Below are 24,724 nucleotides of genomic sequence, written 5' to 3' on the forward strand. Positions count from 1 at the left end.
TGGCTGGTCATAGAGTGGCGGCTGGGGCAGGGCGATTCAAGCCGATGAACAGAACAGCGCCATCCATGGGCGGTTTCCGCCCCTGTCCTCCCCCATGCGGCAACGGATAACTGAAAACTGACGCCGTCTCGTTTATTATCAAACACTAACAGCGCATTCCAAAGGTATGGTCTAAGGTGGCGAAGCAGGTCCCCGAACGCTCCAAGTCCGACGACAAAAAGGCATCGCGTCGCACGGCGGCAGCGGCCACGACCGACAATCCACGCCGTCAGCGCCTGTGGCGCGACCTGGGTCTGATCGCCATCGCGCCGGCGCTGCTGTATCTGGCTGCCAGCCTTTTCACCTATTCAGCGACCGATCCGGGCTGGTCACATACCGGCAGCGTGGTCGCGCCGGTCCACAACATGGGCGGCCGCGCGGGCGCGTGGATCGCCGACGTGCTGCTGCAGCTGTTCGGCTACATCGCCTTCCTGCTGCCCGTGGTGCTGGGCGCACTGGCCTGGATCGCAATGTTCGGCCTCAAGCGCGAGAGCAAGGGCGAGAACGATCTGGACCCCGCGTTGCGACTGGTCGGCCTGGTCGGCTTCCTGATTGCAGGCACCGGTTTCCTGCACGTGCGCCTGTTCAGTGGTGACGTGTCCCATGCCGGTGGCATTCTCGGCAAGCTGGTCGGCAATTCGCTCAGTGTGGGCTTCGGCGCGCTGGGCGCAAACCTGTTCGTGCTGGTGTTGCTGCTGGCCTCGATCACCCTGGCTACAGGCCTGTCCTGGTTCGTGGTGATGGAGAAGATCGGTCGCGGCGTGATGTCGCTGGCGCCGTTGTTGGAGCGCAAGAAGGAGCAGGCGACCGAGTGGCAGCAGACCCGCGTGATGCGCGAGGAGCGCCAGGAAGTGCGCAAGGCCGATGCCGAAGTGCGCGCCAAGCGCGAACCGGTGAAGATCGAACCGCGCCCCGAGCCGGTGATCGAAAAGAGTGATCGGGCCAAGCGCGACAACCAGATCCCGATGTTCCGCGGCGTCAACGGCGACGGCTCGGACCTGCCGCCGCTGGCCCTGCTGGATGATCCCAAGCCGCAGCCCGTCGGCTATGACAAAGAAACCCTCGATGCGCTGTCGCGGCAGATCGAGTTCAAGCTCAAGGATTTCCGCATCGATGCACAGGTGGTCGGCGCCAACCCCGGCCCGGTCATCACCCGCTTCGAGATCGAGCCGGCGCCGGGCATCAAGGTCAGCCAGATCAGTTCGCTGGACAAGGACATCGCCCGCGGCCTGTCGGTCAAGTCGGTGCGTGTGGTCGATGTGATTCCGGGCAAGTCGGTGATCGGCCTGGAAATCCCCAACGTCACCCGCGAGATGATCTACCTGTCCGAGCTGCTGCGCTCGAAGGAATACGACAAGTCGGCCAGTTCGCTGACCCTCGCGCTGGGCAAGGACATCGCCGGCCGCTCGACCGTGGCCGACCTGGCGCGCATGCCCCACCTGCTGGTGGCCGGTACCACCGGCTCGGGCAAGTCGGTGGCGGTCAATGCGATGGTGCTGAGCCTGCTGTTCAAGGCGTCGCCGAAAGACCTGCGGATGCTGATGATCGACCCGAAGATGCTCGAACTGAGCGTCTACCAGGGCATCCCGCATCTGCTGGCGCCGGTGGTCACCGACATGAAGGAGGCCGCCAACGGTCTGCGCTGGTGCGTGGCCGAGATGGAGCGCCGCTACAAGCTGATGAGCGCGGTGGGCGTGCGCAACCTGGCCGGCTTCAACAAGAAGGTGAAGGACGCGCAGGACGCCGGCCAGCCGATGATGGACCCGCTGTTCAAGCCGAACCCGGAGCTGGGCGAGGCTCCGCGGCCGTTGGAGACGCTGCCGTTCATCGTCATCTTCATCGACGAATTCGCCGACATGATGATGATCGTCGGCAAGAAGGTCGAAGAGCTGATCGCGCGCCTGGCGCAGAAGGCGCGTGCGGCGGGCATCCACCTGATCCTGGCCACCCAGCGTCCGTCGGTGGACGTCATCACCGGTCTGATCAAGGCCAATATTCCCACCCGCATCGCCTTCCAGGTCAGCTCGAAGATCGATTCGCGCACCATTCTCGACCAGTCCGGCGCGGAGACGCTGCTCGGTCACGGCGACATGCTGTACCTGCCGCCCGGCACGGCGATGCCCGAGCGTGTGCACGGCGCTTTCGTGTCCGATGAAGAAGTGCATCGTGTGGTCGAGCACCTCAAGGCAATGGGTCCGGCCGACTATGTCGACGGCGTGCTTGACGAAGTGCAGACGATGGGCGATGGCGTGGTGGTCGGTGCGACCGGCCTGCCGGAGACCAGTTCCGGCGGCGGCGATGAGTCCGACCCGCTGTACGACGAAGCACTGCGCGTGGTCACCGAGACCCGTCGCGCTTCGATTTCCGGCGTGCAGCGTCGCCTGAAGATCGGCTACAACCGCGCGGCGCGACTGATCGAGGCCATGGAAGCGGCCGGTGTGGTCAGTTCGCCCGAACACAACGGTGACCGCACGGTGCTGGCACCGCCGCCGCCGAAGTAAGCCGTGTTGCTCTCCCGACGTCCAAGGAACCGACGCATGCTTCAACCCGTTTCCTGCGTGCTGGCGCTGGCCTGCCTGCTGGCAGCCGGCCCGGCGCTGGCCGATGCCGCCGCGACGGCTGCACCCGCGGTCGCGCCGCCGTCCACCGGCAGCGATGCCGAGGCCAGCAACAACTTCAGCTTTGTCCGCTATCGCGCCGACTACCAGGTGCGCGCCGATGCCGGCAACGTACAGACTGAAACCTACGAAATCCTGCTCAAGACCAAGGCAGCGGTGGAGCAGTTCAGCCAGGTGCGGTTGAGCTACAGCGAGAAGATGGAAACGCTGGATGTGGTCAACGCCTACACGCTGACCGCCGACGGCCAGCGCCGCGAGGTCCCGGCCGACCGCATCTACACCCAGGAAAGCTATTCCAGTGCCTCGGCGGCGATGTATGCCGACCGCAAGGTGCGGGTGATCGTGTTCCCCAATCTGGCGCCGGGCACGCGGCTGTTCTACCAGGTGCGGCGCACCCAGCTGACGCCGTACTTCCCGGGCTACTTCGGCCTGTGGGAAACCTTCAACGTCTTCACCCAGTACGACGATGCCGAGGTGACCCTGAGCGCGCCGGCCAACCTGCCGATGCATGTGGACAGCCGCGGCGTGCAGGGCAGCGATCGCCCGGTGGTCAAGAACGGCCAGGCGACATGGCGCTGGCGCTACCAGCGCCGCGAGCCGATGCAGGCGCAGAACTGGTCCGCGGCGGTGTGGGAGTTCGGGCCGAACATCATGGCCAGCACCTACCGCGACTGGGCGCAGATGGGCCGCGCCTATCAGCTCAAGGCAGGGCCGGCGGCGCAGGTCACGCCGGAGATCCAGGCGCTGGCCGACGAAGTCACCGCCGGCGTCAGCGATCGACGCGCGCAGGCCGACGCACTGTACCGCTGGGTCGCGCAGAACATCCGCTACGTGGCGGTGTACCTGGGCAATGGCGGCCTGGAGCCGAACAGCGCGCAGAGCATCCTCGACAACCACTACGGCGACTGCAAGGACCACGTGACGATCCTTGAAGCGTTGCTGGCGGCCAAGGGCATCACCAGTTCGCCGGTGCTGATCGGTGCCGGCGGTGGGCCGACGCTGCCGAAGATTCCGCTGCTGGGTCGCTTCAACCACGCCATCACCTATGTGCCCGAGTTTGATCTGTACCTGGACTCGACCAGTGCCTGGGCGCGCTTCGGCCAGTTGCCCGACGGTGACCTTGGCGCGCCGGTGCTGCACACCCGCGATGCCACCCTGGCGCGCACACCTGCCAACGACCCGCAGCGCAACGCCACGGTGATGGACGTGCGCTTCACCTTCGACGCGCAGGGCAATCTGCGTGGCGAGACGGTGCCGCAGCTGAGCGACAACGCCGAGATCGGCATGCGCGCGCAGTTCGCCCAGCTCAATGCGCAGAACCGCGCGCGCGCTGAAGAATCGATTATGGCCGCGTCCGGTTTCGATGGCCGCGGCCAGCTGCAGCTGCAGGGTGTGCCGGTCGACCTGACCCGGCCGTTCGGCTATCGCATGGCGTTCCAGGCCGAGGATTACGTGGACTTCGACGTGGCCGGCGGCATGGCCGTACCCGATCCGCCGGGCGGCGAATCGGTGCGCGGGCTGTATGCCAGTGCCTCGGCACCGGACAACGAGACGCCGTTCTACTGCAATGCCAGCCTGCGCGAAGAAACCTATCGCCTGCAGTTCCCGGCCAATGCCCCGATCATCGCGATTCCCGGCAGCCAGCGGTTTGCCAATGCGGCCGGCGAGTACCGGGTCGACTGGAGCCGGCAGGGCCAGGAAGTGACCGTACATCATCGCCTGCAGCAGAACGCGGTGCGCGGCGCCGAGGCGCTGTGCCAGCCGCAGGACTATGCCGCCTTCCGCGCGCTGTTCCGCGAGGTGCGCCGGGGCTTCCGTGGCCAGGTGCTGTACGGCAAGCTGCCGGGCGCTGGCAGCTGAATCGCCGATCGGCGTTCAGGGCGTCATAATGGCGTCCTGATCGCCCATTCATCTTTTGCCGGGCACACTGGCACCCAACTTTCCTGGCCGCGCGCCCACAGGATTCCTGCATGAACCTTCGCCTCCGTCGTTTCCTCGCCACCACCACCCTGGCCGTGGCCTGCGCCGCCGCCGGCAGCGCCTGGGCCGGCGCCCGTGATGACCTGAAGACCTTCACCACCGGCCTGAAGGGCCTGGATGGGCAGTTCAGCCAGCAGGTGTTCGACAGCCGCGGCAAGGTCAAGGAATCCACCAGCGGCCGCGTTGCCTTGTCGGCGCCGCGCCTGTTCCGCTGGGAATACGTGCGCCCGCATGAACAGCTGATCGTGGCAGACGGCAAGAAGGTCTGGATGTTCGAGCCGGACCTGGAGCAGGCAACCGTGCGCGAGCAGGGCAAGGAAGAGCAGAACAGCCCGCTGACCGCGCTGATCAACCCGGCGCTGCTGGAGCAGCAGTACGACGTGAGCGAAGAGGCCGCCACCCGTGATGGCCTGCAGTGGCTGTCGCTGTCGCCGAAGCGCGATACCGAAGCCAGCTTCCAGTACGCCGCACTCGGCTTCAATGCCCAGGGTCTGGCGAAGATGGAGATCACCGACGCCGTCGGTCAGCGCACCGTGATCAGCTTCAGTGGCTGGAAGCGCAACCCCAGCTTCGCCGCCAACACCTTCCGCTTCACCCCGCCGGCCGGCACCGACGTCATCGGCAACTGATGCGTGACGCCGGGCGTGGCCCGGCGCTACCTGCTCCGGGGCGCTACCTGCTCTGGTGGGTGTCAACCTTGGTTGACACGCTTTTGATCTGCCGGCCAGCGGCCGGCATTACCGCTGCCCCGACCCATCGCTCCGGTAGGTGTCAACCTTGGTTGACACGCCCTTGGCTGGTTCATCCGTTGTCTGGATGAAACATGACCTGCCAGCTGTTGCCATCAAATCGCGCCAGATCCCAGGATGTCAGCACCCACAGCGCGCCATCGACGGAGCTGATATCGACGGTGGTTGCGTCCCTCAGCTCCTCTGGCAGACCAGTCGACAGACGCTCGACGCCTCCAGTTTCGAGGCAGTAGGTGTACAGCCCGCTCTCTGACCCGATGTAGATCAGCGAGCCATGCTGGCAGGCGCAGTAGAAATCGACGTCCTCGCTGATCTCGTGCGGCACGCATGCAAAGCCGGTCGTGATGTCGCCCATGACAATGGTGGATTGGTGGCCTACCAGGAAAATGCCACCTGCATCGGTCACCATTGCATGCACCAAGTGGGAGGTGGTTAACGGCTCCGGTAGCTGCCAGGTCGAACCATTCCAGTGTGCGATCAGTCCATGAAGGCCGACCGCATACAGGTCGTCATATCCCGATCCACACAGACCATTCAGCATTTCCGCGGAAAGGGCCTCGACCTGTTCCGTAATGGAGCGCACGCCTTGATCGCGGAGCTGGGAGCGCGTGTCTTCAAACAGTCGTCGAAGAACCGCTTCGCGCTCCGCAGGGTTCTCTGGTAGTGGGTTGGCGTCTACCGCTTCAAACAGGTGACCGACGCAGTCGAGCCAGCTCTCGAAGTCGTCAACAACGTCATCGCCCCCGGGCTCCATCCGCTCACGCGCAGGGAAGTTGGTGGGAAGCTGCCGCCACCCACTTGCGGTGCGATGGAAGATCATCCCGCCGACGCCACAACAGAAAATCTCCTCGCCCACCCGTCGAAGAGCAGTAAGGCCGCCCGAAAATCCGGGGCCCTCGGGCGAGATGTACTCTATCGTCGCGCCGGCTCGGGAGTAGTCTTCCAGCTGCCCATGGAAGTCCAGCGCAAGCACTCGGCGAGGGCGGCTGTTCTTCTCGGGTACAAGTTGCACGGACATGACCTGAAACTCCGGCAGGTCATGGTAGAACCACTTTTCCTCTGTCTGCCGCTGATAGAGAAACATGCGGGTCGGCGGGCCTGGATCTGGATCGTAGTACTCATGCCCGGGGCCAAGCGTGGCGGCGAGATAGTAGATATCCGCATCGACAGCGCAGCCGGCAACGAACTCAAGGACATTGGATTCGGGATCGCGCACGGGTGGATCCTGGATGGTTGAGTTCCGGATTCTCGGTCGCTGGTGTCGGCGCGTGGTGCCGCGGGGAAGTGAGATCTTTTGAATCAGTAGCTTACCGGTGGATTGGCTGCGACGGCTACGGCTCATTTCCGACAATTTCCGAGGTTGCCGGCCAGCGGCCGGCACTACCGATCCTGATCCGCCGGGCATGGCCCGGCGCTACCGCCGTTGGCAGGTGCCAACCTTGGTTGGCACGCTCTCGCGGTACAATGAGCACGTGCCAAGACATCGCTCCACTTCATTCCCCGGTCCCGATCTGCTGAGTGTCGATCGGGAACACATGCGCCCGCTGGCCGAGCGCATGCGCCCCCGCACCCTGGACGAAATGGTCGGGCAGAAGCGTCTGCTCGCGCCGGAAAGCGCGCTGCGCCGCGCCGTTGAATCCGGTCACGTGCATTCGATGATCCTGTGGGGGCCGCCCGGCTGCGGCAAGACCACGCTGGCGCTGTTGCTGGCTGAATATTCCGACGCCGAGTTCCGCGCCATTTCCGCGGTGCTGTCCGGCCTGCCGGAAGTGCGCCAGGTGCTGGCCGAGGCCGCGCAGCGCTTCGCCGAGGGCCGTCGCACGGTGCTGTTCGTCGACGAAGTGCACCGCTTCAACAAGGCACAGCAGGATGCGTTCCTGCCGCATATCGAGCGCGGCACCATCCTGTTCGTTGGCGCCACCACCGAGAACCCGTCGTTCGAGTTGAACTCCGCGCTGCTGTCGCGTTGCCGTGTGCATGTGCTGGAAGGCGTCTCGCCGACCGACATCGTTGAAGCGCTGGAGCGTGCACTGGGCGATTCCGAGCGCGGACTGGGCGAAGAGCGCATCGAGGTCGCGCCGGAACTGCTGCTGGAAATCGCCACTGCGGCCGACGGCGATGTCCGCCGGGCGCTGACCCTGCTGGAGATCGCCGCCGAACTGGCGGGCGGGGAGGGCGGGCGCATCACCCCGCAGACCCTCACCCAGGTGCTGGCCGACCGTACCCGCCGTTTCGACAAGGGCGGCGAGCAGTTCTACGACCAGATTTCGGCACTGCACAAGTCGGTGCGCAGCTCCAACCCTGACGCCGCGTTGTACTGGCTCACGCGCATGCTCGATGGCGGCTGTGATCCGTCGTATCTGGCACGTCGGCTGACCCGCATGGCCATCGAAGACATCGGTCTGGCCGATCCACGCGCGCAGAGCATGGCGCTGGAGGCGTGGGACATCTACGAGCGGCTGGGCAGCCCGGAAGGCGAACTCGCCTTCGCCCAGCTGGTGCTGTACCTGGCCAGCACCGCCAAGTCGAATGCAGGCTATGCGGCTTTCAACCAGGCCAAGGCCGATGTGCGCGACAGCGGCACCGAAGAAGTGCCGCTGCACCTGCGCAATGCACCGACCAAGCTGATGAAGGAGCTGGGCTACGGCGCCGAGTACCAGTACGACCACGACGCCGAGGGTGGCATCGCGCTGGACCAGACCGGTTTCCCCGACGCGATGGGCGAGCGGGTGTATTACAACCCGGTGCCGCGCGGGCTGGAGATCAAGCTGAAGGAAAAGCTGGACCGGCTGCGCGCCGCGCGCGAGGCGGCGAGGGCGGCCAAGGGCGCATAGCCCGGCTCGCTTCATGCAAGGTTTCTCATTGCCCTGCCTGTACGCATTTGGCAGACTGCGCGGCCCTGTTTTTCAAGAAACGATGCCGTGCAGGAAATGATTCTGCCATTGAAGCGCTACGCCCAGTTCGAGGGTCGCGCCAATCGCCGCGAGTACTGGATGTTCCAGCTGTTCCTGTTGCTTGCGGCAACCGTGGTAGGCACGCTTTCGCTCACGGTGGCGCTGGTTGCCGGCCTCGTTCTGGAAGCCGATTCCAGCTGGATGGCCGGAATCACGATCGGGGCACTGGCACTGGTGGGTCTGCTCTGGCTGGCCACGATCGTGCCGCTTATCGCAGTGACTGTGCGCCGCCTGCATGACTGCGGCCAGTCCGGCTGGCTGTATCTGCTGGCGCTGGTGCCGGGTGGTGGTCTGGTGATTTTGATCTTTGCGCTGCTGCCAGGCACGCCGCAGGACAACCCGTACGGCCCGGTGCCTACTGGCCCCTGAGGTTGCCAACGTCGCCCCATGCAACGAAGCCGGCTCTGAGCCGGCTTCGTCATTTCTGCGCTGCTGTCAGCGGGGCCGGACCGATTACTGCAGAACGCAGTCGCCCAGCGCCAAGTAGTCCGAGCCCGAGCTGAACTGCAGCGTGCAACTGGCGGTGAAGGAAACGCCTTCCTCCATCGCGGCAAGCTTGGCGTTCTGCTCGTCATCGGAGGCGGTGAGACGGGCCAGCACCTGGCCATCTTCGTCGCCCGCCTCAAGGACCGGCTCGCCCTGCAAGTTGCTGGAGACGCCCAGGCTCACCGCCGTGAACTGCACGGTCTGGTTGAGCTCTTCCAGGCCAAGGGAGGAATAGCCGGCGTCTTCATAGGCCGAATACAGCCCGGCAAGGCTTGGCGCGGCGTGGCCGGCCAGCGGGGCGAGGAGGCCGGCAACGAGTGCGATCAGTGCTTTGTGCTTCAAGGTGTTCTCACAATCATGGGATCCGATCCCATGGCGGTTGTGGAGCTGATGGGCAGGGGCCGGGCAGGCACCCGCGAGGGCGGGGCGATTCCTGCGCCCCGATGGCAGGAAAAGTAGATGAACCCGGACTTCTGGCGCAAGCGTTGGCGCACGCACTGTCGCGCGCGTGATACACAGCGTGACGTTTGATCGATGTGATAATCATTCGCGTTTAAGGTAGACTGCGATCCCTTGTGAACCGGTGGCCGTGTGCCGCTTTCGCCGTCACTGATGAAGTCTTCCGTCCTGCCTCCGCGCCGTGGCCCGCTGCTATCCGGCCTGGCCGCCTTGATGATGGGTCTGCTCCTGGCTACCCCGTACGCATACGCGCAGCAACGCAATCCGCTGCAGAAGATGGGCCAGACCGTGCTTGATGCGCCGGCGGCCAGCTATCGTTTCGAGCGTTTCGTGATCGACAGTCCCGACCAGCAACGCCGCTGGCGGGTGAATGTAGTGATTCCAGCGAAAGCCTCCAAGGCGCCATCGCCGGTGCTGTACGCACTGGACGGCAACGCCGTGGCGATGGTGCTGGACCAGCCATTGCTGGCCGAGCTGGCCGCACGCAAGGCGCCGCCGGTGCTGGTGCTGATCGGCTACGACAACGATCTGCGCATCGATTCGGCTGCGCGCACCCGCGACTACACCGCGTGGATAGATCGCGCCGATGACGAAAGCGGCAAGACCCAGGCCGTCGGCGGCGGGGCAGCGGCGTTCCTGGACATGATCGAGCGCCGCATCAAGCCTGAAGTCGAGCGCCGCGCCACTATCGATCACCAGCAGCAGGCGCTGTGGGGCCACTCGTTGGGCGGTCTGTTCGTGCTCAGCAGCCTGTACACCCGTCCGGCGGCCTTCCAATACTACCTCAGCGCCAGTCCGTCGTTGTGGTGGAGCCAGGGCGCGCCGCTGGGCGACGTCGAGCAGCAGTTCGTGCAGAACGCACACGGTCAGCCCGCGAAGGTGTGGCTGATGCTCGGCGGCGCCGAGCGCGTCGGCGACCGCGGCAAACGCGATATGAGCAATCCGCGCGTGGTCGCGCATCTGCGCCGCATTGGTGGCGCCACCCCGGATGCGGCGATGCAGCTGTCCGAACGCCTGGGCCAGGTGCCGGGGCTGAGCGTGCAGTACCGCGAATTCCCCGGCCTTGGCCACGGCCCAATGCTGCCGGCGTCCTTCCACGCAGCCCTGCATGAGCTGTACGGCGTGACCGATCGCAGCGCCGGTGACGGCCAGCCAACCGGTGGTGACAACGCCGCCGAATGAATCCCTCGCATGGCCATGCCGTGCGACCCCACTACCCAGGCGGACTGTCGATGTGCAGCGGCCAAGGCAACCGATGAATCCCGCGCCACGAGGCGCGGCCTACGTGTGCAAGGAGCCTTCCATGTCGTTCCGTCCGTCTTTCCGTCTCACTTCCCTGGCTGCCGGCCTGCTGCTGGCAGTGACCGCCACCGCACAGCCGGTGTTCGACCAGCCGGCCAGCGCCACCTTCAAGGGCCAGGTTGTCTCACGCGGTGAGAACGTGGTTCCCGGCAGCACCGCCGACGTCACTGGCCGCGGCTTCGTGCCGGGCCAGCAGGTCAGCCTGCTGCGCGGCGATACCGTGCTCAACAGCCAGCCGGTGGTGGTCGATGCCGATGGCCACTTCAAGACCCAGCTGGCCATTCCGGCCGACGCGGTGCCGGGCACCCACCCGGTGGTGGTGCGCGCCAGCCAGCCGGCCGCCGCAACCGTGCTGAAGCTGCGCGTGTCGCCGCAGTTGCCGCTGTCGGGCCAGGCGCAGTTCGCCACCCAGTCCAACAAGCTGGTGCCGGGCCTCTACCAGTCGGCCTACAGCGCCGCCAGCAACGCGGTGTTCGTGACCTCGGCCGTCGGTCGCCCGCCGGTCACCCAGTCGCAGCTGCTGAAGCTGGACCCGAAGTCGCTGAAGGTGACCAAGGCCATCACCCCGGCGCAGGTGCCGGGCAGCACCAACGGTGCCGTGTTCGCGGTGTATGGCGTGGGCGTGGATGATGCCAACGGCAACGTCTGGGTCAGCAACACCCGCCAGGACACCGTGGCCGTCTATCGCCAGGCGGATCTGTCGCTGGTCCATCAGTTCCCGGTCGGCACCGTGCCGCACGCCCGCGACGTCGTGGTCGACAGCACGCACGGCAAGGTGTTCGCCTCGGCCGCTGGCGAAGACCACCTGTCGGTGTTCGACGCGAAGACGCTGAAGGTGCTGGAGCCGATCACCCTGGCCTCCGGCGTGGACGACGAGAAGTTCGTGCCGATGAGCCTGGTGCTGGATGAGCCCAGCGGCAAGCTGTTCACGGTCAGCATCGGTACGCCGGAAGCGGCGGTGATCGATGTGGCCAGCGGCAAGGTCGACAAGGTCATCGACCTGGGCAATTCGATCAGCGCCTCGGGCGTGGCCTTCGATGCCCAGCGCAACCGTCTCTACGTAGCCTCGCAGGGTACCGACAACCTGCTGATCGTCGACGTGGCCAGCGGCAAGGTCGTGCACGACGTGCCGGTCGGTGCCGGTGCGCTGAACGTGGCCTTCGATGCGAAGAGCGGCCTGGCCTACGTCACCAACCGCGGCGCCGGTACGGTCACCGCCGTTGATCGCGATGGCAAGGTAGTCGGCAACCTCGATGGTGGCACCTTCCCCAACCATGTCCGCGCCGATGGCAAGGGCAATGTCTTCGCCGTGAACAAGTCGCGTGGCGCTGAAGATCCGAAGGGTGACCGCATCACCCGCATCAGCCTGCGTCAGCCGTAAGCCACAGGGCAGGGCAGCACTCCGCTGCCCTGCCAGCAAGGAGAACCTGCATGAACATCGCTTCCCGCCTGCGCCTGTGCGCGCTCCCGCTTGCCGTTTCATTGGTGCTGGCCGCCTGTGGCGACAAGGCGCCGCCGTCTTCGGGCAGCCCCGACGCAGCTGCACCGACTGCCGCCACCACCGAGGCCGGGGCGCTGCCCGCAGGCTGGCAGCGTGTGGCGGACAATGACGTGCCGACCCTGCCGGGGCAGCAGGCGGTGCTGCCGACCAAGGTCCAGTCCGACGATGGCGCCGGTGTGGAGGTGGATGACACCAGCCGGATCATTGCCGGCGGTGACGACATCATCGCGGTGATCGAAGCGCTGGGGCTGGGCAAGCAGGTGTTCGCCGCGCCGACCAACACCACGACTCAGGCAGGCCTGGCCGCGCCGCACCAGTTCTTGTTCAACCGCACCACCGGCGTGGAGGGCGTGCTGAGCCTGCAGGGCTCGCTGTTCATCGGCAACAGCCTGCGCCGGCACACTGAACTGGCAAAGAAGCTGCGCGAAGTGGGCGAGCCTGCAGTGGTGATCGATGACCTGCAGCCGGCACCGGACAAGGTGCGCAAGATTGCCGCCGTGCTCGGCGTGGCGGATGCAGGGCAGACCCTGGCCACCCAGGTGCAGCGTCAGCTGGATGAGGCTGCCGCGATCGGCAAGGGCCTGGGGCATGCGCCGCGGGTGATCCATGTATCGGCGACGGGTGCAGGCGGTTCACCGACCGTGGCCGGTGCCGATAGCGCGTCGGCCAAGCTGATCGCGCTGGCCGGCGGCATCAACATCGGCACCGAGGCCGGCGTGGCCAACTATTCGCAGCTGAGCAACGAAGGCGTGGTCGCGGCGGCACCGGAAGTGATCCTGGTGACCGAGCATGATCTGCAGTTGTTTGGCGGTGCCGAGGGCCTGTGGAAGGCCTATCCGACGCTGAAGCAGACCCCGGCCGGGCAGGCCAACCGGGTCTGGGTGATGCCGGATGCACAGCTGAAGTACGCCAGCATCGGTTCCGGTGCGGGCGCGTTGGCGTTGGCCAAGGCGCTGGCGGCGCTGCCGAAGGCATGAGTCCTGCGGATCGACGCCGCCGTCGCGGGCGGACGATGTTGTTGATTGCACTGGTCGCGCTGCTGGGCGCGGTGCTGGCGTCGTTCGCCGTGGGGCCGCTGCGGTTGCCGCCTCTGGAGGTGATGCAGGCGCTGGCGGTAAAGCTGGGCCTGCTGGATCCGCAATCGGTCAGCAGTCGTGACCTGGCCGTGGTGTGGCAGTTGCGCATTCCGCGTGCGCTGTTGGGGGCCATGGTAGGAGCGGCGCTGGCGATGGCCGGTGCCAGCCTGCAGGGACTGTTCGGCAATCCACTGGCCGATCCGGGCATCGTTGGTGTCAGCCAGGGCGCTGCATTGGGTGCCGTGGCGGCGATCGTACTCGGTGCCGCGGGTGCAGCCGGCTGGCTGGTGCCAGTGGCGGCGTTCGGCGGCGGTGCCGCCGCGATCGGGTTGACCTATGCGCTGGCACGGCCGGGCAAGGGTAGTGGCAACGCCACGCTGTTGCTGGTCGGTATTGCGATGGCCGCCTTCTGCTCGGCGTTGATCGGTTTCCTGACCTACATCGCCAACGAAAGCGAGCTGCAATCGCTGGTGTTCTGGCAGATGGGTTCGCTGGCGCGGGCCAACTGGGCTGATGTGGTGGCGGTGCTGCCGCTGTTCGCCATTGGTGCATTTGCGCTGCAACGCTTGGCCACGCCGCTGGACATGCTGGCGCTGGGCGAGCGCCAGGCGCAGCACCTGGGGCTCGATGTGGCACGTACACGACGCCTGCTGGTGGCGTTCAGTGCGCTGTTGGTGGGCTCTGCGGTGGCGTTCGCTGGCTCGATCAGCTTCGTCGGCCTGGTGGTGCCGCATGTGGCGCGGTTGCTGGTCGGCCCTGGCCATCGCTGGCTGCTGCCGTTGTCGGGCCTGCTGGGTGCGCTGCTGATCGTGGTGGCCGACACCGCTGCGCGCACCCTGGACCCGCCTGCCGAGATTCCGCTGGGCCTGTTCTCGGCTGCGTTGGGCGCGCCGTTCTTCCTGTGGCTGGTGCTGCAGCAGCGTCGCAAGGCAGCCGCATGAGCGCATTTCTGCAATTGCGCGACGTGGTGGTGCGCCGTCAACAGCGCGAGATCCTGCATGGCATCACCCTCGCATTCCAGCCGGGCACGGTGACGGCGCTGGTGGGGCCCAATGGTGCCGGCAAGTCGACGCTGCTGGGGGTGGCGGCCGGCGATCTGCGCGCCGACGGTGGCGACGTGCATCTGCACGGACGCCCGCTGCGTGACTACAAGGCCGGGCCCCTTGCACGCGAACGTGCGGTGATGCCGCAGGAACATGGCGTGCGCTTCGCCTTCAGCGTGGAGGAAGTGGTGGCGATGGGGCGCCTGCCGCATCCGCCGGATCCGCAGGTGGACGATGCGCAGGTGGAACGCGCGATCGATGCTGCCGAACTGCAGGCGCTGCGCCTGCGCGAAGTGCAGCAGCTGTCCGGGGGCGAATCGGCGCGGACCACCTTCGCCCGTGTGCTGGCACAGGACACGCCCTTGCTGTTGCTGGATGAGCCTACGGCTGCGTTGGATCTGCGCCACCAGGAGCGCACTCTGCGCAGCGTGCGTGCATGTGCCGAGGCTGGTGCGTGCGTGATAGTGGTGCTGCATGACCTCAATCTGGCGGCCGGCTACTCCGATCGCATTGTGCTGCTGGAGCAGGGCAGGGTGGCGGCCGACGGCACGCCATCGGAGGTGCTGACCGAGGCCAATCTGCAGCGTGTCTACCAGCAGGACGTGGTGGTGTTGCAGCATCCACGTCGCGGTGTGCCGTTGGTGGTGGTTACCTGACGCGAAGCGGGCATGCCCGGCCGTGCCGCGTATCATGTGCGGCTCGATTTTTTGCAAAGGAATGGCCTGATGAATCTCTCCCGCCCGCGTTGCGCGCTGTTTGTCGCCTTGATCGGCGTTGTTGGCGCCGCAAGCGCCGCTGCGACCACCAAGGTCTCGTTGATGACTGCATCCGAGCAGGCGTCGCTGATCGAGACGCGCCATTCGACCGGCGAGGGCGCAGCGGTTTCGTCGTTCACCACCGAGTACTTCGGCAATGGTGAGATCGGCATGGCCTGGGAGGACAAGCGTGTGCTGCTGTTGTGCAAGAAGGCGGCCTATCTCAATTTGCCTGGCATGAAGCCGGACGCCAGCAAGCTGTCGGTCGAACAGCGGCAGATGGTGGCCTACGAGGCGATGATGGCTGGCTTCGGCGGCATCGCTGCGCTGGGCGCGGTCACCGGCGAGTCGATCGAAGTGGCCGATGACGGCACCGAGACGCGTCGCCCCGGTGAATCCACGTGGGCCTACGGCGTGGAGCGCTACGAAGTGGCCACCCAGCGCATGCCGGACGGCGCCCTGCGTGTGCGCGTTCGCAAGCAGGCGACGGTCAACAACGCAAAGCCGTCCTCGCCGGGCGACACCTTCAGTACCGATGAAGACCAGGCCGCGCGTCTGGCCGAGCTGGCACCCACCGGCAGCTGGACCGAAGTGCTGATCCATGGCGGTCCGCGCAAGCCGCGCACCGACCCTGCGATGCCCTTGAAGGGCTGGGTGTCGACCGTAGAGCAGCATGCGGAGACCGTGGGTGATGCCCGCCGTCTGCATGACTGCAAGTAAGGGCGTTTGGGGAACTCAAGATATTCAGTCTTGAGGCGCGGTCCTGGCTGGGTTCATGGGCGGAGCCGATGTGGAGCGTCAGGAGTGCCTATGTTGTACTGCTGAATGCCCAGTACGCGCGGCTGGCCTGCTCGGGCCCAAGGCTATGATGTTGACGGCAGTGGCCGCACCTTTCTGCGAGGCGCGGCTAGTTGTAAAGGAGTGTCAGGCGCTCCTCTGTCATTCTGCGATGGCAATTGAGAGCGTCAATTTTCTCAACGATCGGCAGGGACTCGTAACCTTTTCCATCAGCATCGCTGCAGGTTCTCACCTTCTCGACAATCCACTCGCGCTGCGACCTCCGCATGCGTAGGCGCTGCTGTGTCGAGAGCGCTCTCCAGAAGGAGTTGAGGTCTTTATCCACAATGTAGAAATCGGCAGCGACCACTGCCAGACGACGCTCAAGGATGATGTCGCTGTCCGCTATCGTGATCGCAATGGTTGACAGTAGGACTTGTGGAAATTGCAGGCCAGACAGCTCGACAATGGCTGGCCTCCTTCCGTCAAATTCAACCCCAAATCTAAAATTGCCCCAGAAAATTCCCTTGTCGGTGAGTTGCGCGTGGCCGCGTGTCGTGACGTCCTTGGAGCGTTGATCCCTGCGTATCACATTCATGGTGTGATCCGGAATTTCAAACTCTATCGTGGCTTCACACTCGATGAGCGCAAAGGCGCTTTCTGACGCTTTGGTCTGGGTGACTCTGAGATCGATTGGAATCGAATCAACCAATTCCTCCAGGTCGTCGGTTGATCTGCGGGGCGTTGAAAGCTGGGAGAGTCCCTCTACATACATGCGATCGCGGGCTTCGGATCTTACTTTTTCCACTGCTTTCGCGATTACATCAGGCTGGTTGCAGTGGAAGTTTTTTGGATTCTCTCGGACAAATTCCGGTCCAGTGGTGAAGATGTGAATGAGATTGGTCGATGTCAGTATCAGGGCGAGGATATTCAAAGTCAGGCCGTTTGCTTCTCGGGATCGATCTTCGGGTGCTTGCGCAGGTGGCGTACGAAATCATTGGGTGCGCCTGGTCGCCCAGGCAAGTGCTTGTAGCCTTGTGCGCAGATCCAGGTCTGCCATCTGCCCGATAAAAGCGTGGTTGCACGGATCTTTGCGCTGTTGCGACGTCCAAGCGAGTGATCCGCAGGCAGGCTTTGCGGCGGGGCTTTAGCGACATCCTTGCGACGAGGGCTTGTCTGGCCAACCAGAGCTCACCAAGTAAGCGGCGGCGAAACGGCATGAGTCGCCATATGCCATGGGGTGAGATTGCCAGTAACTGGCAGCTGGACCGAAGTGCTGATCCATGGCGGTCCGCGCAAGCCGCGCACCGACCCGGCGATGCCCCTGAAGGGCTGGGTGTCGACCGTAGAGCAGCATGCCGCGACCGTGGGTGATGCCCGCCGTCTGCACGACTGCAAGTAAGCCGCCTGGCGTCCTGGGTTGCAGCCACCCATGCGGTGGCTCTGCTTTGGGGCTCATCGTTCCATCCATGTGCGCAATATTCACTTGCGCGCCAGATTCACAGGTCTAGAATGCGCCGCATGAACCGGATGCCGCTCCTGAAGTTTTTCACCCTGACCCGCGCAAGCGCGGAGCGGGCGTGCCTGCCTGGAGCCCCACGAGGCCGCTGATCGCGGCCTTCGCTGGACCATCCACAGAGCGCCCTCCGGGGCGCTCTTTTCGTTTTCGCCCTCCCTCTACCCGCTTCACCCGCAAGGAGAACGTGCCATGCACCAGATCGCCGAGACCGAACGCCAGCCGCACACCCTGTAGCCAACCGGGGTGTGCGGCCCCCGAAGTTGGCCCAGCAGGAACCCATCTCATGAACACCCATACTCTGTCGCGTCTTCGCAACCTCGGCATCATTGCCCACATCGACGCAGGCAAAACCACGCTTACCGAACGCCTTCTGTGGAAGACCGGCGAGATCCATCGCGTCGGCGAAGTGCACGACGGCAACGCGACCACCGACTTCTCGGCGATCGAACGCGAGCGTGGCATCACCATCGGCGCTGCTGCCGTGCACGCCCAGTGGGCGCCGCGCGATCTGCCACTGCATCAGCTGACCCTGATCGACACACCAGGCCACATCGACTTCGCCATCGAGGTCGAGCGCTCGCTGCGCGTGCTCGACGGTGCCGTGGCCGTGTTCTCGGCCGTGGACGGCGTGCAGCCGCAATCGGAGACCGTGTGGCGCCAGGCGCGCCGGCATGGCGTGCCGTTGATTGCGTTCGTCAACAAGATGGATCGCATCGGCGCCTCGTTCGAGCGCGTGCTGGAGCAGCTGCAGGACAAGCTGCGGGCGCGCCCGTGGGCGCTGGGTATGCCGCTGGGCAGCGAAGGCGAGTTCCATGGCTGGGTCGACCTGGTCGATGGCCGCGTGCTGCACTGGCAGGACGGAGGCGCAGCGACGGTGACAGCCTGGAGCGATGCCGAGCGCGCGCAGTGGCGGCCGCAGCGCAATGCGCTGGTCGAAGCCGTGGCCGACCATGACGATGTGCTGGCAACGGCATGGCTGGAAGGTCGCGACATCGACGCGGCGATGCTGCGCGCCGCGATCCGCCGCGCGACGCTGGCCGGTGCTGGCGTGCCGGTACTGGCCGGTGCTGCCTTCAAGGACAAGGGCATCGAAACGCTGCTGGATGCGGTGGTCGATTACCTGCCGTCGCCGCTGGATCGTCCTGCCGCTACGGCCGAAGGCGAGGGCGGCGCCGTGCTGCTGCCGCCAGACCCGGACGGCCCGTTGGCGGGCCTGCTGTTCAAGATCACCCACCAGCAGCACGGCGCGTTGAGCTTCGTGCGGCTGTACTCGGGCACCTTGAAGGTGGGCGACAACGTGGCCAGCTCGCAGCATCCGCAAGGGCGCCGCATCAGCCGGCTGGTGCGCGTGCAGGCCGACCAGACCCAGGACATCGGGCAGGCCGTGGCCGGCGACATCGTGGCGGTGCTGGGCTGGAAGGATGCGGTCAGCGGTGAAACGCTGAGCGGGCGAGGGCAGCCGTTGCTTCTGGAGAGTATCCAGGCGCAGGCCCCGGTGCTGGCATGGCGCTTGGAGCCGGCACGTGCGGCCGACCTGATCCGGCTGGCGCAGGGTCTGGCCAGCCTGGCCCAGGAAGATCCTTCGTTCCGGGTGGAAACCGATCGCGATACCGGTGAAACCCTGGCCTGGGGCATGGGCGAGCTGCACCTGGAAGTGATGGTCGAGCGCCTGCGCAGCGAATGGAAACTGGACATCGGCATTGGCGCGCCGCGCGTGGCGTATCAGGAGACGCCGCAGCGTGCCGTTGAAGGTGTTGTGGGCCGGTTGGTCAAGCAGACCGGTGGCCAGGGCCAGTTCGCGCACGTGGTGCTGGATGTGGCGCCGCGCGACGACGGCGAGGTCGTGTTCAATGACCGCATCGTTGGTGGCGTGGTGCCGCGCAACTTCATCGCCGCGGTGGAGAAGGGCGTTCGTGCCGCGCTGTCGGAAGGGCCGCAAGGCCACCCGGTGGTGGGCATCGAGGTCAGCCTGGTGGATGGCCAGACCCACGCGAAGGATTCGTCGGAGATGGCGTTCCATCGGGCGGGCAGCGAGGGCATCAAGGCCGCGCTGGCGGCCAGCGGTACGCAGTTGCTGGAGCCGGTGATGGCGGTGACGGTGCATTCGCCGTCGACCTCGGTGGGTGACGTGGTAGGCGATCTGAATCGTCGCCATGGCCGCGTCGCCCGCATCGACGACCAGGATGGTCGCGCCGAAGTCAGCGGTTTCGCGCCGCTGGCGCAGCTGGTCGGTTACACCACCTCGTTGCGTTCGCTGAGCCAGGGCCGCGCCAGCAGCGAATCGCATCTGCATGGCTACGAGCCGGTGCGTGCATCGTAAGGAAAGCGCAGGGGAGCCCGTTCGCGGGCTCCCTTTTTTTGCGCGCTGGCGGGATCCGTATCCACGCATGGCGTGGATCTACTGCAAAGCTGGCCTTGCTGGCCTTCGGTAGATCCACGCCATGCGTGGATGGGTGCCATCCGTGCACGACGCACTTGCACTGCATTGCAACAAAACTGCAGAAAAAGCTGGATTAAAGTGATGCCTCACGATAAATTGCGCACCCCCCATTGCTTGCCGCCGCCCGCACCCTGCCCATGCGTGATGACAATGATCCCGGAACCCTGGAGCTGACCCTGCCGCGCAAACGCGGTCGGCCGCCCAAGTTCGGGTACGCAATGAGCGATGCGCAGCGGGCTGCACGCTACCGGGCGCGTCGCGCGGGGCAGGCCAATCACGCCGACGTGCGGCACTGCAGCGACATGGTCCTGCTGGACAAGATCCGCGCGGCGGTCAGTGCACGCGACACCGAATTGGCCGGCTTTCTGGTCCACGTTCTGTGGCAGCGTTACCCGTTGCAGCTGAAATAAGTCGGCTGCGGGGTGGCCGTTGTCACCTGCCTTGTTGATAATGCGGGATTCAGGTTGTTCCCGCTGGCGCGCCCGGGATGGCAGGCGCGCATGATCGACATGGTTTCCACGATGACCACCACCAGCGACACCACCACCGAAGCTGCGCCGAGCAGCGCGCCCCTGTTCTACACCCGTCCGGTGCCGCTGCAGGCCGATCTGCACGCCGATCTGCGCATCCTGCCGGGCAAGCTCGAGTTCGCTGCCAACGCCAACTCCATTCCACTGGTGCTGGGCGAATTCTCGCTGGCGCTGCACCACTTCCCGATCCTGTTCGCAGGCCCGAGCGCGGTGCCGATGGCCGCCGTGGGTGTGACCACCGACAACCTGTTCATCACCGATGGCCTGTGGGACGACGAGACCTACATCCCGGCCTACCTGCGCCGTCATCCCTTCATCTTCATCGATACCGGCGCGGACAATGACTTCCTGCTCGGCATCGACGAAGACAGCACGCGCATCGTCCGTGGCGGCGAAGAAGGCCAGCCGCTGTTCGTCGATGGCAAGGCCACCGACATGGTGCAGCAGGCACTCGAGTTCTGCGGCCAGTTCACCCGCGAACACGAACAGACCCAGGCGTTCTCCAAGGCGCTGGTCGACAACGGCCTGCTGGTCGAGCGCAATGCCACCGTGCGCCTGCCCGACGGCCGTGAGTTCAACCTCAACGGCTTCTTCGTGGTGGACGTCGAGAAGTTCATCGCGCTTCCGGACGCGACGGTCATCGAATGGCACCGCAACGGCTGGCTGGCGCTGATCCACCAGCACCTGATGTCGCTGGGCCGCTTCAACGACCTGACCCGCCGTCAGGCGGGCCGCAACGCCGCCTGATTCAGGGCGCTGGCGCGGCTCCCGCAACCCGGGAGCCGCGCCAGGTTTGTATCTGGGCCAGCAGGTGGTCCGCCTCGGTCCACCTGGGTGGCATGCGGTCGCCCAGTTCCCAGAGTGCGCCGGCAAGCGCCGCCATGCCGCCCTCGCCAAGCATCTGCAACGTACCCTGCAGGCGATGCGCGTGATGGCGCAGTCGCGTAGCGTCACAACTACCGATCGCCTCCTGCAGGCACTGCAGTTCGTGATCGATATCCTCTTCGTAGGCGGCCGCCAGTTCGTGGTCAATACCCTCGCCGGTACGGACGGGTGCAGGCTGATCCAGCGCCTGTAGCAGTGCATCGATCTGCAGCGGCTTGACCAGCACGGCGTCGATGCCGGCAGCCTGGCAGCGCAGCGCGTGGTCGCCACCGGTGAAGGCGGAGAGCGCAAGCAGTCGGGCGCGGGGCGCGCCTTTTGCCTCATGCAGCCGCAGTTGCTGAGCCAACGCGTAGCCATCCATTCCCGGCAGACCGATGTCGAGCAGCACCAGCGGGCAGGGTGCCTTCGCCTGCATCGACAATGCATCGGCGGCAGTTGCCGCCTCAAGCACGGTCGCGCCCCAGCGTCGCAGCTGCGCTGCAATGACCTGTCGGTTCAGTGCGTGATCCTCGACCAGCAGAATGCGCGCACCGGCCAACGGCGGCGGGGCAGGGGCTGCCGGAGTTGCCGGCACGTCTTCCGGCACCCGCTGTGCCGGCAGACGAAGAATGAAACGGCTGCCGCGACCATGCACGCTGTAGGCGTCCAGGTTGCCGCCCATCGCTTCGGCCAACGTGCGGCAGATGGACAGGCCCAGCCCGCTGCCACCGCGCTGCCTGCCCGCATCGGCCTGTTGGAAGGGCTTGAACAGGTCACGCATCTGCGCTGGCGCAATGCCGATGCCACTGTCGATGACTTCTATCAGCAGCGACGCGGCCTTTGGCGGCGGATCAAGCTGGAGGCGTAGTTCAACGCCACCTACGTCGGTGAACTTGACGGCATTGCCGAGCAGGTTGTCGAGCAGTTGGCGCAGGCAGTCCGGGTCTGTCAGCAGGGTGGGGAAGGTTGCCTGCGGCGCGGAAAACTGCAGGCTCAGTGCCTTCTTCTGCGCCTGTGGCGCAATGGCCTGCAGCGCCTGCGTGCAGAGCGCGGGAACGTCGCAGGGCACCCGCCTTGGCCGGAAGGTGCCGCTGACCAAGTGGGAGAAATCCACTGCGCGATTGAGCAGTCCGCGCAGTGTATGACCGGCATTGGCCGCGGCGGTCACCAGCTCGCGCTGGCCTTCAGGCAGTTGCGCTTGGCCCAACAGGTCGATTGACGCCATGACTGCCTGGGCGGAATTGCGCACCTCATGGCTGATGATGCCCGTCATCTGCGCCTGCCTCTGATCGCGACCATGCTGCTGGCGCCGTATGCGCATCGCCAGCAACGGCAGCGTCAGCAGCAGAGCCACCACTGGCAACAGCCAGAGTGCGAGGCGGTCGACACCTTCGCGTACTGATTGGCCGAACGCGATCGGCAGCGCCTGCTGGGCCCAGCGGCGCAGCAACTGGGCATGCTCTTCGATGGTGATGTCATTCAGCGCCACCTCGATGCGCTCAAGCAGCCCCTGGTCTTCGCGCCTGGCCAGGAGATACAGCTGGGTTGGAAAACTGGCATCAAGCACCTGCAGGCGCAGGCTGTGGGAAAAGTGACGCCGCGTCATCGCGCCCGCCGTGGATTCCAGGCCGATTGCCGCATCGGCAATGCCGGCATCCACCGCCGCCAACGCTGCCCGCATGCTGGGCTGGGGCAGGACGGCTACGTCAGGGTGCCGATCGGCGAGCCACGTCGGGTAAGGGCCTCCTGCAACGGCAGCGATCCGCAGCGTGCCGACATCGGAAACACGGCGCGGCAAGCGCTCGCCAATGCGACCGGCGAGCACGCTTGCGCCACCCGGAAAGCTGCGCGAGGGCGCCAGGCTGGGGCAGGGTAGGCGTGCGCCATCGCCAGCGCCCTGCACCAATGCCAGATCAGCCCGTCCCTCGCAGACGGCAATCATCGCCGCGAGGGTACTGGGAAAAGGGATTTCGACGAAGGCCAGGCCGGAATGACGGGCGACGAGCGCGGCATAGCCATGCGCCAGCGTCTGCAGCACCTCGGGATCGGTAGCGTCGTCGGGAGCCGGGTGCAGCGTGGGTCCTGCGGCCACCCGGACCTCGCGTCCAGAGCCCCATTCTTCATGCTGGATATCGCCCGCAGACGTGCACGGAAGCAGGGTGAGCAGCGCCAACAGCATGGGGTTGCGGACGCGCCTCGGCAGCGCGATCACAGGGCCTCCAATTGCTGCCGCATCGCGAAGATCTCCGCATCATTGCGCAGGCCCAGCTTGCGCAGGGCGGCAACCTTCTGTGTGCTGACGGTCTTGACGCTGCGGTGCCTGTGCAATGCAATCTCCGAAACGGTCAGCCCATCCAGGACCAGGCGCATGACCTCGCGCTCATTCCGGCTCAGGGCATCACAGGGTGTCAGCAGCTTGCACGAAGGCGGGATGCGGCAAAGGCCCTGGGCGACGCGCACGATCGCGTCGGAAAGTTCGGCCAGCGGCTCGGATTTGCCGACAAAGCCGCTGATGCCCGCGTCCAACAGGTGATTGATGACCGCTACCGAGTTCTCGCCGGCAAAGCCAAGCAGCGTTACGCGCGGCAGCGACCGCCGCAGATGCTGCACCAGCTCGGCACCGCTGATGTCGGCGGGCGCAAGGGTGATGTCGATGATGGCCACGTCTGCGTGGCACTGCTGCAGGGCCAGTATGAAAGTCTGGCTGTCACTGTGGCTGGCCACGATCTTGAAGCGACTGTCGTTGCCCAGGTGAAAGGCGGTGCCGCGGCGGACGACGTCATGGTCATCGAGCAGCGCCAGGCGAAGCCGGCGCGGTGCAGGGAATCCGTTCATGCGCGGGGGTGTTGTCAGCGCCGAGTGGCGTGGCGACCATTCTGGCGCTGCTGTCGCGTCGAGCATCGAAAACGCTCAATTTTTGAGACTTTTCCTAAAGGGAAAACGAGAAAAGTTGGAGCGTTGTGTCGTGATCGGCGCGGGGTTTGCGCAGCCTGGTGGCCGGCTGCGTCTGCTGGCGTTGGATGCTCTGGATCGTTCGCCGGGGCTGGTGAGGACTGTTAACGTGACGCGTCACGACGGATCTGCGTTTGAGCGTTGTTGAAATCTGCAGGGCTGAGGGGCTGGATGGCGCTCAGAATTCAACGTTGACCGGGTGCAAAGTGCGTGGTCGGCTGCTGGTACACGTGCGTTGATGCAGGGATGTGCTGCCGAGCCACGTTGTGGTGACTGGATCTGGCGTTTCCGACGGATGTGGTGACTCGGAGGCTGGCAGTGGCGGACTTGGTGGTGCCTGGGGCGCTGGGGGCGGCAGACTGAGTTGCATCGGCTACGGCCTGCTGCTTTGAACATAATATACATTATGCGAAATGATACATATCTGGCGCAGGCTGGGTCGTTGGGCTGCTTTGAGCAATCGCCCCCGCTGCAGCAGGCATTCGCCCCAACTGCTTCAAAAGTTGGCTACATTTTTGCCGAAGCGCCCCAAGAGTCACCCCGTAGTCTTCTGTACAGACTGCAAGGCAGGCGATTTGTTGACTCGCGGTCGTGTCCGCTGATCTCCACGCCATCATCCTTGCTCAAGGCATCAAATGAGCTGCCTGCAATCGTTCTGATAGCTGCGGCCGTTGATGCTC

Annotated in this window: 20 protein-coding genes; 15 read left to right on the top strand and 5 right to left on the bottom strand. The window is 65.4% G+C overall.

Annotation, left to right across the window (positions count from 1 at the left end; all coding sequences use genetic code 11):
* The first annotated feature begins 176 nt into the window (after positions 1-176).
* The 3 genes from ACQ5SA_RS01380 to lolA all read left to right on the top strand — a co-directional run bounded on the left by ACQ5SA_RS01380 (position 177) and on the right by lolA (position 5,266).
* Positions 177-2,540, top strand: coding sequence for a DNA translocase FtsK (locus tag ACQ5SA_RS01380; RefSeq protein WP_499312160.1), 2,364 nt, complete (start codon positions 177-179; stop codon positions 2,538-2,540).
* Positions 2,541-2,576: 36 nt separating this feature from the next.
* Positions 2,577-4,517 (top strand): DUF3857 domain-containing protein, encoded by a 1,941-nt coding sequence (locus ACQ5SA_RS01385; RefSeq protein WP_499312161.1) that lies wholly within the window; start codon positions 2,577-2,579, stop codon positions 4,515-4,517.
* Between the two features lie 110 nt (positions 4,518-4,627).
* Positions 4,628-5,266, top strand: a complete 639-nt coding sequence (gene lolA / locus ACQ5SA_RS01390; protein WP_089241098.1) for an outer membrane lipoprotein periplasmic chaperone LolA — start codon at positions 4,628-4,630, stop codon at positions 5,264-5,266.
* A 172-nt stretch (positions 5,267-5,438) separates the two neighbouring features.
* Here lolA and ACQ5SA_RS01395 read toward each other — a convergent pair whose 3' ends face one another.
* Complete coding sequence (locus tag ACQ5SA_RS01395; protein WP_499312163.1) at positions 5,439-6,602, bottom strand: hypothetical protein; 1,164 nt, start codon at positions 6,600-6,602, stop codon at positions 5,439-5,441.
* Between the two features lie 319 nt (positions 6,603-6,921).
* Here ACQ5SA_RS01395 and ACQ5SA_RS01400 point away from each other — a divergent pair, with 319 nt between their 5' ends.
* Both ACQ5SA_RS01400 and ACQ5SA_RS01405 read left to right on the top strand, forming a co-directional pair.
* Positions 6,922-8,220 (top strand): replication-associated recombination protein A, encoded by a 1,299-nt coding sequence (locus ACQ5SA_RS01400; protein ID WP_499312165.1) that lies wholly within the window; start codon positions 6,922-6,924, stop codon positions 8,218-8,220.
* Between the two features lie 87 nt (positions 8,221-8,307).
* Complete coding sequence (locus ACQ5SA_RS01405) at positions 8,308-8,709, top strand: DUF805 domain-containing protein (protein WP_499312167.1); 402 nt, start codon at positions 8,308-8,310, stop codon at positions 8,707-8,709.
* A gap of 84 nt (positions 8,710-8,793) precedes the next feature.
* Here the strand turns inward: ACQ5SA_RS01405 and ACQ5SA_RS01410 are convergent, their stop codons facing one another.
* Entirely contained in the window at positions 8,794-9,168 is a 375-nt protein-coding gene (locus ACQ5SA_RS01410; RefSeq protein WP_499312169.1) for a hypothetical protein, read from the bottom strand.
* Between the two features lie 270 nt (positions 9,169-9,438).
* Between ACQ5SA_RS01410 and ACQ5SA_RS01415 the strand changes: the two genes are divergently transcribed.
* The 6 genes from ACQ5SA_RS01415 to ACQ5SA_RS01440 all read left to right on the top strand — a co-directional run bounded on the left by ACQ5SA_RS01415 (position 9,439) and on the right by ACQ5SA_RS01440 (position 15,682).
* The gene (locus ACQ5SA_RS01415; RefSeq protein ID WP_499312171.1) at positions 9,439-10,467 is read left to right on the top strand and encodes an alpha/beta hydrolase; all 1,029 of its coding nucleotides are present in this window, start codon (positions 9,439-9,441) and stop codon (positions 10,465-10,467) included.
* Positions 10,468-10,588: 121 nt separating this feature from the next.
* Positions 10,589-11,968, top strand: coding sequence for a Vgb family protein (locus tag ACQ5SA_RS01420; RefSeq protein ID WP_499312173.1), 1,380 nt, complete (start codon positions 10,589-10,591; stop codon positions 11,966-11,968).
* Positions 11,969-12,018: 50 nt separating this feature from the next.
* On the top strand, positions 12,019-13,065 hold the full coding sequence (locus ACQ5SA_RS01425) for a heme/hemin ABC transporter substrate-binding protein (RefSeq protein ID WP_499312174.1): 1,047 nt from the start codon (positions 12,019-12,021) through the stop codon (positions 13,063-13,065).
* Positions 13,062-14,105, top strand: a complete 1,044-nt coding sequence (locus tag ACQ5SA_RS01430; protein ID WP_089241109.1) for a FecCD family ABC transporter permease — start codon at positions 13,062-13,064, stop codon at positions 14,103-14,105. The genes ACQ5SA_RS01425 and ACQ5SA_RS01430 overlap by 4 nt, the downstream gene beginning before the upstream one ends.
* The gene (locus ACQ5SA_RS01435; RefSeq protein WP_380652239.1) at positions 14,102-14,863 is read left to right on the top strand and encodes a heme ABC transporter ATP-binding protein; all 762 of its coding nucleotides are present in this window, start codon (positions 14,102-14,104) and stop codon (positions 14,861-14,863) included. Before ACQ5SA_RS01430 ends, ACQ5SA_RS01435 begins: the two co-directional genes overlap by 4 nt.
* Positions 14,864-14,932: 69 nt before the next feature.
* The gene (locus ACQ5SA_RS01440) at positions 14,933-15,682 is read left to right on the top strand and encodes a hypothetical protein (protein ID WP_499312176.1); all 750 of its coding nucleotides are present in this window, start codon (positions 14,933-14,935) and stop codon (positions 15,680-15,682) included.
* A 187-nt stretch (positions 15,683-15,869) separates the two neighbouring features.
* Here ACQ5SA_RS01440 and ACQ5SA_RS01445 read toward each other — a convergent pair whose 3' ends face one another.
* A complete protein-coding gene (locus ACQ5SA_RS01445; RefSeq protein WP_499312177.1) occupies positions 15,870-16,673 on the bottom strand; it encodes a lysozyme inhibitor LprI family protein in 804 nt (267 codons plus the stop codon).
* A gap of 306 nt (positions 16,674-16,979) precedes the next feature.
* Between ACQ5SA_RS01445 and ACQ5SA_RS01450 the strand changes: the two genes are divergently transcribed.
* From ACQ5SA_RS01450 to ACQ5SA_RS01465, 4 genes are all read left to right on the top strand, one after another.
* Positions 16,980-17,141, top strand: coding sequence for a hypothetical protein (locus tag ACQ5SA_RS01450; protein ID WP_499312179.1), 162 nt, complete (start codon positions 16,980-16,982; stop codon positions 17,139-17,141).
* A 400-nt stretch (positions 17,142-17,541) separates the two neighbouring features.
* On the top strand, positions 17,542-19,578 hold the full coding sequence (gene fusA, locus ACQ5SA_RS01455) for an elongation factor G (RefSeq protein ID WP_499312180.1): 2,037 nt from the start codon (positions 17,542-17,544) through the stop codon (positions 19,576-19,578).
* A 257-nt stretch (positions 19,579-19,835) separates the two neighbouring features.
* Positions 19,836-20,108 carry a hypothetical protein gene (locus ACQ5SA_RS01460; RefSeq protein WP_025877210.1) on the top strand — a complete coding sequence of 91 codons (273 nt, stop codon included), beginning with the start codon at positions 19,836-19,838 and terminating at the stop codon, positions 20,106-20,108.
* A 111-nt stretch (positions 20,109-20,219) separates the two neighbouring features.
* Positions 20,220-20,975, top strand: coding sequence for a SapC family protein (locus tag ACQ5SA_RS01465; protein ID WP_353098700.1), 756 nt, complete (start codon positions 20,220-20,222; stop codon positions 20,973-20,975).
* Between the two features lies 1 nt (position 20,976).
* Here ACQ5SA_RS01465 and ACQ5SA_RS01470 read toward each other — a convergent pair whose 3' ends face one another.
* Together ACQ5SA_RS01470 and ACQ5SA_RS01475 are read right to left on the bottom strand one after the other, a co-directional pair.
* A complete protein-coding gene (locus ACQ5SA_RS01470; protein ID WP_499312182.1) occupies positions 20,977-23,184 on the bottom strand; it encodes an ATP-binding protein in 2,208 nt (735 codons plus the stop codon).
* A gap of 116 nt (positions 23,185-23,300) precedes the next feature.
* Positions 23,301-23,993 carry a response regulator gene (locus tag ACQ5SA_RS01475; RefSeq protein WP_499312184.1) on the bottom strand — a complete coding sequence of 231 codons (693 nt, stop codon included), beginning with the start codon at positions 23,991-23,993 and terminating at the stop codon, positions 23,301-23,303.
* Positions 23,994-24,724: the final 731 nt, after the last annotated feature.

Source organism: Stenotrophomonas indicatrix, from assembly GCF_050573115.1.
GTDB classification, from domain to species: domain Bacteria; phylum Pseudomonadota; class Gammaproteobacteria; order Xanthomonadales; family Xanthomonadaceae; genus Stenotrophomonas; species Stenotrophomonas lactitubi_A.